Consider the following 14,685-nt stretch of genomic DNA (forward strand, 5'->3'; position numbering starts at 1 on the left):
CGGACCCGCGGTCAGCTGTTTTCCTGGCTGCGGAAATCGGCAAGCCGTGTGTCGCCGGGGGCAAGCAGGCGGCCGTCTTCTGCGTGCACTTCAAGACGCCTTATCGGTCGGCCACTCTCCGTGTCGACCATGAAGGTGTAGGGCTCGCCCGGACCGGAGAAATAGGTCTCGCCCCACTGCCGCAAGGCGACCAGCACGTAGAACAGGCCGCGTCCTTTTTGCGTCAGCACATATTCATGATGCGCGCTGCCGTCGGGGGCCGGGACGGTTTCGAGGATGCCGTGCGTAACCAGATTTCGGAGCCGCGCCGACAGGATGTTCTTGGCAACGCCGAGGCTCTTTTGGAACTCGCCGAAGCGTCGCAGCCCGTCGAACGCGTCGCGCACGATGAGAAGCGACCACCAGTCGCCGATCGCATCCAACGGTCGGGCGATCAGGCAATCCGCACTCTGGTGGCTCGTTCGTTTCACCATGGCTTTCGTTGGTCCAGCTTCTTCATTTCGGTTGCAAGATAAAACTGTTCTGTTTATTCCACAAGTGGTTTCAATTTGAAACCTTTTGTGGAGAGCAGCATGAATATACAGGTGGTGAACGGCGCGCCAACGAAGGTGGAGCAGCGCGAAGAGCCGGGGCAGGTTACGCCAGAATCATCACCGGGATTATCCGGAATGACCGCGCTGGTCTTCGCCGTCGCCTGTGGCCTTAGCGTCGCCAATGTCTATTTCGCCCATCCGCTGCTCGACGCCATGGCGCATGATTTTGCCATCGCGCGGGCCTCGATCGGCATCGTGGTGACGGTCACGCAGGTTGGCTATGCTCTTGGCCTGTTCTTCATTGTGCCGCTGGGCGACCTGTTCGACCGCCGCAAGCTGATTGCCGGCCAGGCGATCCTTTCGGCCGTGGCGCTGATAGCCGTTGGACTCGCGCCGAACGCGGCGATGCTACTGGCGAGCCTCGCGGCTGTGGGGCTCCTTGCCGTCATGGTGCAGGTGCTGGTTGCCTACGCGGCCGACCTCGCCGCGCCGTCGCAACGGGGGCGGGCGGTCGGCACCGTCACCAGCGGCGTCATAACAGGCATTCTGCTTGCCCGCTTCGTTGCCGGCGTCGTCGCCGATCTCGCCGGCTGGCGCTGGGTGTATCTTGTCTCGGCAGGACTTACACTTGTCATGGCGGTTGTTCTCCACACCATCCTGCCGCGCCACGAGGCAGAGCGGCCGCGCACATCCTACATCAGGCTGTTGGGCTCGATGATGCTGCTGTTCGTGCGGGAACCGCTGCTGCGCGTGCGCGCGGTGCTCGCCTTATTGATCTTCGCCAGCTTCAACGTGCTGTGGGCACCGCTGGTGCTGCCGCTCAGCGCGCCGCCGTTTTCACTGTCGCACACTGCGATCGGGCTGTTCGGCCTTGCCGGTGTCGCCGGCGCGCTGGGGGCGCGATGGACAGGCGGCCTTGTCGATCGCGGGCATGGTCAACTGGTCACTGGCCTCAGCCTGCTTATGATGACCGCGGCCTGGCTGCCGATCGCCTTCATGGGCACGTCGCTATGGCTGCTTGTCGCCGGCATCGTCATGCTGGATCTGCCAATCCAGGCCGTCCACGTTACCAACCAGAGCCTGATTTTCGCCCGTCGGCCGGATGCGCGCAGCCGGCTGGTCGGCGGCTACATGATCTTCTACTCGGTCGGCAGTGCGCTCGGCTCGCTCGCCTCGACCATGGCCTATGCCGCGGCCGGCTGGAGCGGTGTCTCATTGCTCGGCGCCGGCATCGGCTTGATGGCGCTATTGTTCTGGGCGCTGACGCTGCGCGTTGGCCGGTGAGCCCTTACTCGGCGTCGATCTGGTTCTGTGGCGCGGCTTTCTGGAAGGCGGGTAGCGTCATGCAGGCGGCGCTGATGCGCGCGATTGTCGGGTAGGGCGTCATGTCGACGCCAAAGCGGGCGTTGCTGGTGACTTGCGCGGCAAGGCAGATGTCGGCCAGCCCCGCCGCCTCGCCATGACAGAATGCACCGGTTTCGGGCGACGCGGTGAGCAATTTTTCGAGCGGTCCAAATCCTTCATTGACCCAATGCCGGAACCAGTTGGCGACATCCTGGTCGCCTGCGCCGAACAGGGTGCGCAGCGAAGTCAGCACGCGCAGATTGTTCACCGGGTGGATGTCGCAGGCGATCATCTGCGCCAGCATTCTCACTCGTGCCCGGCTCGGCGGATCCTTCGGCAATAGCGAGGGTTCAGGTATGGTCTCGTCGAGAAACTCGATGATCGCCAGCGATTGCGTCAGGAGCATGCCGTCGCTCCAGATCAGTGCCGGCACCAGCCCCTGCGGATTGACCGCGAGATAGGCCGCCTCCAGATGCTCGCCATGGCGCAGGTGATGCGGGACGTAGTCATAGCCCACCCCTTTCATCTCCAGGGCAATCCGCACCCGGTGCGAGGTGGAGGAGCGGAAGTAGTTGTGCAGGACAACGTCGCTCATGCGTCACTTCCGCTGGCCGATGGTCAGTTCGATCGTGCCGATGCCGTCGACACCGCCTGATATCGTTTCGCCCGGCTTGACCGCGCCGACACCGGCGGGCGTGCCGGTGAAGATCAGGTCGCCGGCCTGCAATTCCACGCCTTCGCTGCAGATAGAGACGATGTCCGATACCGGCCAGATCAGTTCGGCGAGGTCGGCATCCTGTTTCACGGCGCCGTCGACGGCGAGCCAGATGCGTCCCTTGGCCGGGTGCCCGGATTTCCGCGCGGCAACCAGCGGGCCGCAGGGCGCGGAACGGTCGAAGGCCTTCGACCAGTCCCAGGGCCGCGCCGCCTTCTTGGCGGCATCCTGCAGATCGCGGCGGGTGAGATCGATGCCGACGCCATAGCCCCAGACATGGTCCAGCGCCTTGTCACGGGAAATGCGAAAGCCTGAGGTGCCGATCGCCACCACCAGCTCGATCTCGAAGTGGAGGTTTTCCGTCAGCGGCGGGTAGGGGATATCAGTGCCGGAATCGACCACCGCGTCGGCCGGCTTGGTGAAGAAGAAGGGCGGATCGCGATCGTCATTGCCGAACTCGCGCGCATGCGCCGCATAGTTGCGGCCGACGCAGAAAATGCGCCGCACGGCAAAGCGTTCGCCGGAACCCGCAATGGCGACGGAAGGCGTTGGCGGGGCGGGAAGGACAAAGGCGGTCATGGCGGTCTCTGCGTTTGGCGGGAGTTGGCGGCACATTCGGCCGATTTCCGGAGGCGGGCAAGGCGTCGCTTTTGATAAAGCGCGGGCTTCGCCTAGGCTGTATAAGGAATTCAGGCTTCCGATCATTTTTGCAGCGATGAATCCTGTTCAACAGCGATAGACTATTTGCCAATAATCCGGCCCTGGTCAGGAGACTATGGTGTGCCCGATAAACCGGAACGAGCCCTATGACAGCCCCTACCGATCGTGCCCGGTTCCTTATCATCGACGATCATCCGCTGTTTCGCGAGGCGCTGCACAGCGCCGTTGAAATGGCTTATCCCGAGGTCGACACAGTCGAAGCGCGGTCGATCGCCGAGGCGCTGGGCTTGCTGGCCGACGCAAAGCCTTTCGACCTTGCGCTTCTGGACCTCAGCATGCCCGACGTGCACGGCTTCGAGGGGTTGTTGCAGCTCAGGACCCGCTATCCGCGCCTGCCAGTGGTGATCGTGTCGGGTTATGAGGAACCTCGCATCATTTCCGAGGCCTTGTCCTACGGCGCTGCCGGCTTCATTCCGAAATCGGCGCGCAAGAGCGATCTCGCCGCCGCCATTCGCTCGGTGATGGACGGCGCGATCTATGTGCCTGAAACCTATGAGGGCCTGCCGCCGGGCGCGGACAGCACCGATCGCGCCGATATGGTGCAGCGGCTTTCCAAGCTGACGCCGCAGCAATTGCGCGTGCTGCAGATGCTGCGCCAGGGCCTGCTCAACAAGCAGATCGCCTACGAGCTGCAGGTCGGCGAGACCACGGTCAAGGCGCATGTGTCGGAGATCCTGCGCAAGCTCAATGTGTATAGCCGGACGCAAGCGGTGATCGAGGTCTCGAAGCTGGACAGTGCCGAGCTGTTCCGGGATCAGGTAGGGTTTTGAGCCAACGCTCCCGCTAAGCCAGCAGATGCGCCAACAGTGCCCTTAGCTGCGCCGGCTTCACCGGCTTGCGCATCAGTTCGATACCGCCGGCACGCGCTGCCTTGGCTACGGCTTCGGAGCTGTCGGCGGTGACGATCAGCGCCGGCACGGCGCGGCCGAGATAGTCGCGGACCTCCGATATGGTGGCGGTGCCGAGATCGCCGCCGTCGAGATGCTGGTCGGCGATGATGATGTCGGGCACCCAGTCGGTGTCGCCAAGCATGTCCAGCGCATCGGCGGTCGAGGTCGCGGCGCGCACCAGGCACTGCCAGCGTTCGAGTAGGAAGGTCATGGCTTCCAGCACTTCGGCGTCGTTTTCGACCAGCAGCACCTTGGTGCCGAACAGGCCGTAGCCGCGCGGCCGCTCCATGCTGGCGGCGCTGGCGATGGCATCGGCCGGCGCGCCGAGGCCGACGGGGACATCAATGTGGAAGATGGTACCGCGGCCAACCTTGGATGAAAACGTCACGGGATGGCCGAGCGCGCCGGCCATGCGGCGCACGATGGCGAGCCCCAGCCCAAGACCGCCGCCGTCGAGTTCGGCGGTAGCCGGCAAGGTGCCGCGATGGAACTCCTCGAACACCGCTTCGCGCTGATCCTCGGGAATGCCGCAGCCCGTGTCGGCGACATCGATGCGGATGGTGTCGCCGCGATGGCGTGTGCCGACAAGCACGCCGCCCGAGCGCGTATAGCCCAGCGCATTGGAGAGAATATTCTGCAGGATACGGCGCAGAAGAGTTCGGTCCGAGCGGACCACGGCGTTGACCGGCCGGAATTTCAGCGACAGTGCCTTCAATTCCGCCACGGGCTGGAAATCCGAGCGCAGCGACGAGAACAGCGCCTCCAGGCTGACGTCGCCAATGTCGGGCTGGACCACGCCGGCGTCGAGCTTGGAGATGTCGAGCAAGGTGCGTAGCAGGTCTTCCATCGTTTCCAGCGAGCGCTCGACCTGCCGCACGAGCTTCTTTCCCTCTTCGCTGGTCTGCACCTCGGCAAGGGCGGAGACGGAGAGATGGGCGGCGTTCAGCGGCTGCAGCACGTCGTGGCTGGCCGCGGCGAGGAACCGTGTCTTGGACAGGTTTGCCTGTTCGGCGTTTTCCTTGGCGGCGCTGAGGTCGATGTTCGACTGCTCCAGCCGCCGCAACGTCGAATGCAGTTCCTCGGTGCGCGTACGCACCCGGCTTTCCAGCGAGATCGCGGTCTGGAACAGCGAAAAGGCATTGCCTTGCTGGTCCATCGAGCGCTCGACCCGGCTGACCAAGGCAGCGTTGATCTTCTTCAGCCTGTCGAGATCGTTTATGTCCCTGAGCGGCATGCTGTTGCGCCGCCCTATTCAGCCGCCTGGCGGTCGCCGAAAGCGATGCCGGTGAAAGTCTGGTTGAGGTGCATCGACCGGTATTGTTCGCCGTAGGTGCCGAAGCCAATGACATTGTTGATCCGGTAGAGTTCCGAAATGTCACGAAAGACCTGGCGGTTGCGCGCATCCAGCCGGCGCAGCACGCAGTCGAAGCCAAGGATCATATCGATGCCGCCCAGCCTTTCCTCGACCTCGCGCAATGCCGCTCGTGTCGCGTCCACCATGTCCTTGGGCTGGGCGATCGACAGCACGACGCCGTCATCGATGGCGCAGAAGAACGACAGCGAGCCATCCGCGTGCATCTTCTGGATCGAGCGGCAGTAATATTCTCCGCCCACCTTCACCACCACCGGATGCGAGGCGAAGCTCAGCGGTGTCAGGGTTTGTGGCAGGATACCGACCGAAGCGGCATATTCCTCCGCCGCATTGGTGGCGTTGAATTCCCGCACGATGCGGTGATCCGGGTCGGACGCGGTCACCACCAGCTTTTCGTCGGTGGGGACGAAATTGTCGGTCTTGAAGACGTGGAACGGAATTTCCGTGGCGACCAGCACGATGATGGCGCTGTCGGAGGTGACCCTGCCGTTCGAGATCAGACGCGTCGTCTCGAATTTCAAATCGTCACCGGCCGAGCCGCCGAGCAGCGGTATGTCGTCGAGACCCCAGTGGATGGCCGAACTCACCGCTTCCTCGGCATAGGACAGCCCGTCGATGAAGCAGAGCGCGAAGGTGTTGCCGGTCTGCTCGCCGCCGAGCCGGGCGCGCAGCGTGCGCCGCAGGGCCTCGACCTCTTCGGTGATCCTGTCCATGCCCGATGTCGACAGATTGTCGACCATCGTGCTGACGGCCGTGAAGGACGCCGAGGGCAGCAGCATCGCCAGCATATGGCCTTCCTCGAGCCCCTGCGGCGTGATCTCGCCGGCGGTGGAACAGCCGGCATGGTGGAGACACGGCGCGTGGGCCGAGAGTGCCCGTGACAGGGCGCCGGCCTCGATCAGGCTCTGGGAAAAGAACACGAGGGCAAAGCCGGCATTGATCGCGGCGGCCTCGGCGGCTACCGCTCGTGCGAAGGCATCCGGGTCGGGCTCGTCCGTGGTCAGCGCCGACAAGCCGCATGCGTAGCGCGTCCGTGAACTTGTCAGCGGCGGTCCTCCCGCATTTCCTCCGACGCCTTCTTGCTTGTGCGCGGCTTTTCAAGTGCTTCTGGCGCGCGGGCGACGAGGGCATTGTTGCCGCCAGGAGGCGTTTTGGCAATGGGGCCGGAGGAATGCACTTTGGTGCCCTGGCCACGACCGAAAGTACAATGATCCGCCTTTTCCGTCGTGCTGTTTTTTGTGCGTTGTGCGGTGTACGACTAGCACATGGCCGAAGTGCCAGCGGCGCGTCGGCAGCGTGATGACCAAGGTTGACACCCAGGGAGGGGCTATGTCGGACGTTTCGTTGATGGTGAACGGCAAGCGGGTCGGCGGTGCTGTCGAGGATCGAACGCTGCTCGTCCATTTCCTGCGAGAGAATCTGGGCCTGACCGGCACTCATGTCGGTTGCGACACCTCGCAATGCGGCGCCTGCGTCGTCCATGTCGATGGCAAGGCGGTGAAGTCCTGCACCATGCTCGCGGTCCAGGCCTCGGGGTCGAGCGTGATTACGATCGAAGGCCTGGCCAGCGGCGCCGACCTGCATCCCGTCCAGGCAGCCTTCAAGGAACATCATGGTCTGCAATGCGGCTTTTGCACGCCGGGCATGATCATGGCCGCGACCGACATGATCAACCGCCACCCCGAAGGCCTCGACGAGGCCACGGTGCGGGCAGAACTCGAAGGCAATATCTGCCGCTGCACAGGTTACCACAACATCGTGAAAGCCATCCTCGCCGCATCGACGACGATGTCGAAGGGGGCCAGGGGCAAGGCAAAGCAAGCGGCGTGAGGGAAAAGAGGAGTGGAGTAGTCGGTAGTCAGTAATCGGTCTGAACCGGCGGCTGTCCTCACTACTACTTCCTATTCACACTTCCTATTCACTTTTCGGGAGGAATCTCTGCATGGGTATCGAAGGTGTCGGCGCTCGGGTCGCGCGCAAGGAAGACAAAAGATTCATCACCGGCGCCGGCCGCTATGTCGACGACATGGTGGTGCCCGGCATGAAGCATGCGGCCTTCGTGCGCAGCCCGCACGCCCATGCGCAGATCAAGAAGATCGACGTGAAAGCGGCTCAAGGCATGCCGGGCGTCATCGGCGTCTTGACCGGCAAGGAACTGAAGGCCGACGGCATCGGAAACCTCATCTGCGGCTGGATGATCCATTCCAAGGACGGCACGCCCATGAAGATGGGCGCATGGTCGCCGCTGGCAGTCGACAAGGTCCGTTATGTCGGCGATGCGGTCGTGGTGGTGGTGGCGGAAACCAAGGGCCAGGCACGCGATGCAGCCGAGGCGGTCGAGATCACCTACAAGGAATTGAAGGCGGTCGTCGATGCGACAAAGGCACTCGAAAAGGGCGCGCCGCAGGTCCATGCCGAGGCCGAGAACAACCTGATCTTCGATTGGGAAATCGGCGATGCCATGGCCACCGACGCCGCCATCAAGGCGGCGGCGCATGTCACGCGCATGAAGATCGTCAACAACCGGCTGGTGCCGAACGCCATGGAGCCGCGCGCCGCACTTGGCCATTACGACAAGGCCGAGGATCATTATACCTGCTGGACGACATCGCAAAACCCGCATGTCGCGCGGCTGGTGATGAGCGCCTTCTACAATGTCGCGCCCGAAAACAAGCTGCGCGTGATCGCGCCGGATGTCGGCGGCGGCTTTGGTTCCAAGATCTATATCTACCCGGAAGAGATCGTCTGCCTGTGGGCCTCCAAGAAGACCGGCGTGCCGGTGAAATGGGTCGCCGATCGCACCGAGAGCTTCCTCACCGACGCGCATGGCCGCGACCACGTCTCGACGGTGGAAATGGCATTCGACAAGAACAACAGGATTACCGGCTTCAAGGTCGATACGATCGCCAATCTCGGCGCCTATATGTCGCTGTTCTCGTCCTGCGTGCCAACCTATCTCTATGCAACGCTGCTGTCGGGCCAATATGACATCCCGGCCATCCACGCCAATGTGCGCACTGTCTATACCAACACGGCACCCGTCGATGCCTATCGCGGGGCAGGGCGGCCGGAAGCCACTTATCTTCTGGAACGCACCATGGAAGCGGCGGCACGCGAGCTCGGCGTCTCGCCGGCAGACCTTAGGCGCAAGAATTTCATTACCACGTTTCCGCACCAGACACCGGTGATCATGAACTATGACGCCGGGGACTATGGCGCTTCGCTCGATGCGGCGATGAAGACCGCCGACTATACCGGCTTTGCCAGGCGCAAGGCGGATTCGGTCAGGAATGGCAAGCTGCGCGGCATCGGCATGAGCTGCTACATCGAGGCCTGCGGCATCGCGCCGTCGGCGGCGGTCGGCTCGCTCGGCGCCGGCGTCGGCCTGTGGGAATCGGCTGAGGTAAGGGTCAACGCCGTCGGCACGATCGAGGTGCTGACCGGCTCGCACAGCCATGGGCAGGGGCACGAGACGACCTTCGCGCAACTGGTCAACCAGCGTTTCGGGGTGCCAATCGATTCGGTGTCGATCGTCCACGGTGACACCGACAAGGTGCAGATGGGCATGGGCACCTACGGCTCGCGCTCGGGCGCGGTCGGCATGTCGGCGATTGCCAAGGCGCTCGACAAGGTCGAGGCCAAGGCCAAGAAGATCGCCGCCCACCTGCTCGAAGCCGACGAGGGCGACATCGTCATCGAGAACGGCGAGGTCAAGGTCGCCGGCACCGACAAGAGCCTGCCGTGGTTCCAGGTGGCTTTGGCCGCCTATACCGCGCACAATTTGCCGGCCGGCATGGAGCCAGGCCTTAAGGAAACGGCGTTCTACGATCCCGCGAACTTCACCTTCCCGGCGGGCTGCTATATCTGCGAGGTCGAGATCGATCCGGAAACCGGAACGACCGAGATCGTCCAGTTCGTGGCTGCGGACGATTTCGGCAACATCATCAATCCGATGATCGTCGAAGGCCAGGTGCATGGCGGCATCGCCCAGGGCATCGGCCAGGCGCTGCTGGAAGGCGCTCACTACGACGCCAGCGGGCAACTGCTGACGGCAAGCTACATGGACTACACCATGCCACGTGCCGGCGACCTGCCGTCGTTCAAGGTCTCGACGTCGAACACGCCATGTCCGAGCAACCCGCTCGGGATCAAGGGCTGCGGCGAGGCCGGTGCCATCGGCTCACCGCCGGCAGTGATCAATGCCATCACCGACGCCATCGGCATCGTCGATATCGCCATGCCGGCCACACCGTCCACCGTGTGGGCCGCGATTTGCGCGGCGAAATGAGTGACTAGGGAAGTAGTGAGTTGCGGATAGGGCAGCGTGCCACCTCCGGCAGCGGCCATTCCCTACTCCCTACTGACTACTCACTGCTGACTAACCACTTAGGGGGAGGATCCCATGTACGCAGTCAACTATCACCGTGCCGCCTCGGTCACTGAAGCCGCCAAGCTCGTGAAGAGCGGCGACGCCAAGCTGCTCTCGGGCGGCATGACCTTGATCCCCGCCATGAAGACGCGGCTGGCGGCGCCGTCCGATCTGGTCGACCTGTCCCGCATCAAGGAACTGCAGGGGGTCAAGGTGTCGGGCAAGACGGTCACGATCGGCGCTGCCACCACGCATTTCGAGGTCGCCAATGACGAGAAGCTGCGCAAGGCCTGCCCGGCACTTGCCCAGCTGGCGTCGCTGATCGGCGATCCGGCGGTACGCCACAAGGGCACGATCGGCGGTTCGATCGCCAATAACGATCCGGCGGCGGACTATCCGGCCGCACTTCTGGCGCTCGGCGCCACCATCATCACCAACAAGCGCGAGATGTCAGCCGACAAGTTCTTCAAGGGGCTGTTCGAAACCTCCTTGAAGGACGGCGAGATCGTCACGGCGGTCTCCTTTACGGCACCGGCGAAGGCTGCGTACGAAAAATTCCGCAATCCGGCCTCGCGCTACGCGATCGTCGGCGTGTTCGTGGCCAAGGGCAAGGACGGCGTCAGTGTTGCCGTCACCGGCGCCGGCGACGACGGCGTCTTCCGCTCGAAGGAGATCGAGGCAGCACTTGCCAAGAGCTTCGATGTCGCTTCGCTCAATGGTGTGAAAGTTCCGGCGAAGAACCTGATGAGCGACATTCACGCTTCATCAGACTACCGTGCCAATCTGATCACAGTCATGGCCAAGCGCGCGGTGGCGGCAGCCAACGCCTGACGCAAGATCGATTACGGACGGGGGAACGGGCTGTCACGGCCCGTTTTCATTCCCGGCGACCGTAGGCCTAGTTCCCGTCGGCCACGTCCCCATCCTTGCTTGAAGCAATTCCGGCCCATGCTGCGGGGGACATGCATCGGCGGCAATCTCGCACTTGCACAAACTTATATTGCGCTGCAGTATATATCAGGGCGGGAATGCGAGCCGGGTTCGGGAATAGCCGTGCCTTTCGCATTACAATGCGAAGGGATCGGCATGTCCGAAATTTCCGCGACCCATCTGGTTTCGCCCCGAGCGATCGTCGAGCGACCGGCCAGGACAAGACTGGCCTATCTCGATGGCTGGCGCGGTCTGTCGATCGCGCTCGTGCTGATCGGGCATTTTTTTCCCGTTCCCGGGATCAATCTGGGCGTGCTGGGCGTCGAATTCTTCTTCGTGCTGAGCGGCCGGCTGATGGCCGAAATCCTGTTCATCGAACGCTATCCGCTGAAGAAATTTTTCAAACGCCGGTTCTCGCGCATCTATCCGGCGCTTCTGGTCTTTGTCGTCGTCGCCATGATCGCGCTCTCAGGCACGTTCATCGCCTTCAAATGGAAGGCGGCCCTGACGGCGCTGACCTTCACCTACAACTATGCCGGAATTCTCCTGAATCGGGCCGGCGCGCTCGACCACATCTGGTCGCTCTGCATCGAAGAACATGCCTATATCATCCTGGCGGCGATCAGCGCGGTCGTTGCCAGCCGCAGCCGTGTCATCCCGCTGCTGCTGGTCCTGGCTCTGGTGGCCATGGTCAATGGCGCGGTTTCCTACTGGTTCCTGCACATGGATTATGAGACCACGTACTGGCGCACCGACGTGCACATCGCCTCGATCCTGCTGTCGGCCGCGATCTGCCTGCTCAAAGCGGACGGCAAGCTGCCGACCTTGCTGAAGGGGCCTTATGTCGCCGTTGCGGCGGCCGTCGGCGCGGTTTGCCTGTTCATGGACTCGGTACCGACACCGATCCACTACCTGGCCGCGGTGCCATTGCTGGCGATTGCCGTCAACGCGCTGGATTTCAGTACGCGGTTCTTGTCCGGATGGCTGTCGTCCCTGCCGATGACGACGCTGGGTCTATGGTCATATTCGCTCTATCTGTGGCAGCAGCCCTTCTACAAATTCGTCTACGAGCAGGGCAGCAATCCATGGCCGATGCTGGCCGGGGTTTTTGCCTGCGCGCTCTGCAGCTACTACCTGATCGAGCGCCCAGCACGCGAATGGCTCAACCGCAATTGGTGAGCCGCCCGATTGTTTTGATGGTGGCCAGACGATAGCCGTACGACCGCGAGGTCCCTTTTCGTCAGATAGCGCTTAGCTGTTTTGGGGGTGGCGCAACGTCCAGGTGAGTCGGCGGGTGCCACCGATCAGGCGGCGATCTGCCTGACGTAATAGCGCACCGCTTTCTTGCCGCCGTGGATCACCGCGTCGCCGACTTCGGCGAAGCCGAGTGCGGCGTGGAAGGCATCCGAGGCGGGGTTGGGCGGGTCGGTGTTGACCTCGCAGGTGACCAGCGCGTGACCGGCGCTCCGCGCATGGTCGAACAGGTCCCGATAGAGCCGGCGAGCATGGCCGCGGCCTCTTGCGTGCGCCGCCACGACGACGCGGTCGACATAGATGAAGCTGATGTAACGCTCGCGAAACCAGACGAAGTTCGGGCTGTCGTAGTTGGCATCCTGGTCGAAGGTCATGATGAAGGCTTCGAGATCGCCGATGCGGCGCGCGTAAAAGGCCTCGGCGAGCAGGAACGACAGCCGTTCGGCTTCAAGCCACGACAATTCGGCGGCGTGCTCGTTGTTGAGCGCCAGTACGGCCGCTTCGTCGGCCTGCGCAATGTGGTCTATGGGCGAGGTCATGCCTTGGCCGCCGCGATTGTCGCCGCCACCAGCGCTGTATCGGTCAGCGTGTTGCGATATTCGCGATCGAGATCGGAGCCGCCCATGCCGACCTTCGGATTGCGGTACCGCATGGCGCTCGACACGTCCTTGAGGGCGGCGAAGTGCATTTCGGCCAGGCCAGTCCTTGCGCGCACCTCGGCGATATTGCCGAGATCGAGCCCGCCGCAACCGAGGATGATGATGCGCTCGCCGGCCAGCAGGACCAGCTCTTGCAGCAATGCCAGGCCTTCAATCGCCGTGTCGCGCTGGCCGCTGGTCAGCACGCGGCCAACCCTGCAGCGGATCAGCGCTTCCAGGGCTTCGGCCGGATCGCGCGTCATATCGAAGGCGCGGTGGCAGGTGACGTTCAAGGGGCCCGCCGCCTCTGTCAATTCGCTCATGCGCTGCTCGTCGATGGCGCCGTCGGCGTTCAGGCAGCCGAACACCACGCCGGGCACGCCGAGTTCGCGAAGCGCGGCGACGTCGGCAAGCATCGAGCGGTATTCGGCATCGCTGTAGAGAAAATCCCCGCCGCGCGGCCGCACCATGACATGAAAGGGCACGGTCGCCTGGTCGAGAGCGGCGCGCACGGTGCCGAGGCTCGGCGTGGTGCCGCCTTCGACAAGGCTGGCGCAGAGTTCGATCCGGTCGGCGCCGGCGGCCTGCGCGGCGAGCAGGCCATCAATGCCTTCGACACAGATTTCTATAAGCGGCGGGCGAATTTTTGGGGTCAAGGGGCGATCCAATCCATGGTGTTGCGCAAGCCCTAGCACCCGGGCGCCTGGCGCGGAAGCGTGAACGCTACGCCGCCACTTGGACCAGACGGCAGATTCCATTCTTGACAGTCACATAACTGCAGGGTTATGGGTTATACATAGCTGATGGGTTATGATTTTGCGCGTGGCACCACTACAGCAACGAGAGGAGCAAGGCATGACGGAAACCAAATCGATCGTCGTCGAAAGGCTGATTCCATATTCGGCGGAAAAGATATGGCGAGCACTGACCGTGCCGGCACTCGTCGGCGAATGGCTCATGCAGAATGATTTCGCTGCCCAAGAGGGGCATCGCTTCACATTCCGTGCGACACCAGTTCCCGGGTGGTCCGGGGTGACGAACTGCATGGTGCTGAAAGTCGAGGCGCCGCGGCTGCTGGCTTATAGCTGGGGCGATGGGACGGAATCGGACAGCGGGTTGAAAACCGTGGTGACGTGGTTACTGACACCCGAGGGGATGGCGACCCGGGTGCGAATGGAGCAGTCGGGATTTCGGCCCGCCGACGAGCGTGGCTATATCGGCATGGGAAGCGGCTGGCCGCGCATTCTCGAACGGCTCGAACAGGTTACCTCAAAACAGACCTGACACCCGGCAGGCAGCTAACAGTTCCATCAAGTCGAAACCCTGGATGCGAGGCGTCCGGGCCGGGAAAACACGCCCGGAGAACAGTTCAAAAGGAGAAGACACATGCAAGCGAGAATCAAGAGCCCGGTGATGCTCATCCCAGGCGCCCTGCAGGCGTTTCTGGCGCTGGACAAGTCGACCGAGGCAGCGGACCTGCCCTATGTGACACGCAAGCTCGTGCATCTGCGCGCCAGTCAGATCAACAGCTGCAGCGTCTGCGTCGACATGCGCGCGCGCGAGCTCAAGAAAGCCGGCGAGAAGGAAGAGCGCATCTTTGCCCTCGCTGCCTGGAGGGAAACGCCTTATTTCACCGACGCCGAACGCGCGGCATTGGCGCTGGCAGAAGCCGGCACAAGGCTCGCCGACCGACCGGACGCGGTGCCGGACGATATCTGGGAGGAGGCGGCCCGGCATTATGACGAGAAGGCCCTTGCCGCACTGGTCATCCAGATCGCCCTGATCAACGCCTTCAATAGGCTGAACGCGACGACCCGGCAGCCGGTTGGCGCCTGGGGCTGAGCGCCGGGTTCGCATGGGGGGCTGGATCCACGGGGCGAGGGGGCGGGCGGCGCATTGCCTTCCCGCCCCGCCGGGAGC

At 63.2% G+C, this 14,685-nt stretch carries 15 protein-coding genes; 8 read left to right on the forward strand and 7 right to left on the reverse strand.

The features are described from left to right. Window positions 1–11: 11 nt before the first annotated feature. On the reverse strand, window positions 12–473 hold the full coding sequence (locus LB557_RS28795) for a winged helix-turn-helix transcriptional regulator (RefSeq protein WP_224643293.1): 462 nt from the start codon (window positions 471–473) through the stop codon (window positions 12–14). A 99-nt stretch (window positions 474–572) separates the two neighbouring features. Here LB557_RS28795 and LB557_RS28800 point away from each other — a divergent pair, with 99 nt between their 5' ends. Then, window positions 573–1,817: an MFS transporter gene (locus LB557_RS28800; protein ID WP_224643292.1), complete on the forward strand. Its 1,245-nt coding sequence runs from the start codon at window positions 573–575 to the stop codon at window positions 1,815–1,817. Window positions 1,818–1,821: 4 nt separating this feature from the next. On the opposite strand, the gene maiA is transcribed toward LB557_RS28800, so the two are convergent. Both maiA and LB557_RS28810 read right to left on the reverse strand, forming a co-directional pair. Next, a complete protein-coding gene (gene maiA, locus LB557_RS28805) occupies window positions 1,822–2,472 on the reverse strand; it encodes a maleylacetoacetate isomerase (RefSeq protein ID WP_224643291.1) in 651 nt (216 codons plus the stop codon). Between the two features lie 3 nt (window positions 2,473–2,475). Further along, window positions 2,476–3,171, reverse strand: coding sequence for a fumarylacetoacetate hydrolase family protein (locus LB557_RS28810; RefSeq protein WP_224643290.1), 696 nt, complete (start codon window positions 3,169–3,171; stop codon window positions 2,476–2,478). A 227-nt stretch (window positions 3,172–3,398) separates the two neighbouring features. Here LB557_RS28810 and LB557_RS28815 point away from each other — a divergent pair, with 227 nt between their 5' ends. Beyond that, a complete protein-coding gene (locus LB557_RS28815) occupies window positions 3,399–4,082 on the forward strand; it encodes a response regulator (RefSeq protein WP_224643289.1) in 684 nt (227 codons plus the stop codon). A 13-nt stretch (window positions 4,083–4,095) separates the two neighbouring features. Here the strand turns inward: LB557_RS28815 and LB557_RS28820 are convergent, their stop codons facing one another. Together LB557_RS28820 and LB557_RS28825 are read right to left on the reverse strand one after the other, a co-directional pair. Next, a complete protein-coding gene (locus LB557_RS28820) occupies window positions 4,096–5,436 on the reverse strand; it encodes a hybrid sensor histidine kinase/response regulator (protein ID WP_224643288.1) in 1,341 nt (446 codons plus the stop codon). A gap of 14 nt (window positions 5,437–5,450) precedes the next feature. Further along, window positions 5,451–6,587, reverse strand: coding sequence for an FIST signal transduction protein (locus tag LB557_RS28825; RefSeq protein ID WP_224643287.1), 1,137 nt, complete (start codon window positions 6,585–6,587; stop codon window positions 5,451–5,453). 316 nt (window positions 6,588–6,903) lie between these two features. Here LB557_RS28825 and LB557_RS28830 point away from each other — a divergent pair, with 316 nt between their 5' ends. The 4 genes from LB557_RS28830 to LB557_RS28845 all read left to right on the forward strand — a co-directional run bounded on the left by LB557_RS28830 (window position 6,904) and on the right by LB557_RS28845 (window position 12,052). Beyond that, window positions 6,904–7,404, forward strand: coding sequence for a (2Fe-2S)-binding protein (locus LB557_RS28830; RefSeq protein WP_224643286.1), 501 nt, complete (start codon window positions 6,904–6,906; stop codon window positions 7,402–7,404). Window positions 7,405–7,516: 112 nt separating this feature from the next. Then, on the forward strand, window positions 7,517–9,862 hold the full coding sequence (locus tag LB557_RS28835) for a xanthine dehydrogenase family protein molybdopterin-binding subunit (RefSeq protein WP_224643285.1): 2,346 nt from the start codon (window positions 7,517–7,519) through the stop codon (window positions 9,860–9,862). 114 nt (window positions 9,863–9,976) lie between these two features. Beyond that, a complete protein-coding gene (locus LB557_RS28840) occupies window positions 9,977–10,774 on the forward strand; it encodes an FAD binding domain-containing protein (protein WP_224643284.1) in 798 nt (265 codons plus the stop codon). Between the two features lie 255 nt (window positions 10,775–11,029). Then, a complete protein-coding gene (locus LB557_RS28845; RefSeq protein ID WP_224643283.1) occupies window positions 11,030–12,052 on the forward strand; it encodes an acyltransferase family protein in 1,023 nt (340 codons plus the stop codon). Between the two features lie 125 nt (window positions 12,053–12,177). Here the strand turns inward: LB557_RS28845 and LB557_RS28850 are convergent, their stop codons facing one another. Both LB557_RS28850 and LB557_RS28855 read right to left on the reverse strand, forming a co-directional pair. Further along, window positions 12,178–12,666, reverse strand: a complete 489-nt coding sequence (locus LB557_RS28850; protein WP_224643282.1) for a GNAT family N-acetyltransferase — start codon at window positions 12,664–12,666, stop codon at window positions 12,178–12,180. Next, the gene (locus LB557_RS28855; RefSeq protein WP_224643281.1) at window positions 12,663–13,421 is read right to left on the reverse strand and encodes a copper homeostasis protein CutC; all 759 of its coding nucleotides are present in this window, start codon (window positions 13,419–13,421) and stop codon (window positions 12,663–12,665) included. The genes LB557_RS28850 and LB557_RS28855 overlap by 4 nt, the downstream gene beginning before the upstream one ends. Before the next feature lie 199 nt (window positions 13,422–13,620). On the opposite strand from LB557_RS28855, the gene LB557_RS28860 reads away from it, so the two are divergent. Then, window positions 13,621–14,049 carry an SRPBCC domain-containing protein gene (locus LB557_RS28860; RefSeq protein ID WP_015317508.1) on the forward strand — a complete coding sequence of 143 codons (429 nt, stop codon included), beginning with the start codon at window positions 13,621–13,623 and terminating at the stop codon, window positions 14,047–14,049. 102 nt (window positions 14,050–14,151) lie between these two features. Beyond that, on the forward strand, window positions 14,152–14,607 hold the full coding sequence (locus LB557_RS28865; protein ID WP_224643280.1) for a carboxymuconolactone decarboxylase family protein: 456 nt from the start codon (window positions 14,152–14,154) through the stop codon (window positions 14,605–14,607). Window positions 14,608–14,685: the final 78 nt, after the last annotated feature.

It is taken from the genome of Mesorhizobium sp. BR115XR7A (assembly GCF_020165315.1).
GTDB classification, from domain to species: Bacteria; Pseudomonadota; Alphaproteobacteria; order Rhizobiales; family Rhizobiaceae; genus Mesorhizobium; species Mesorhizobium australicum.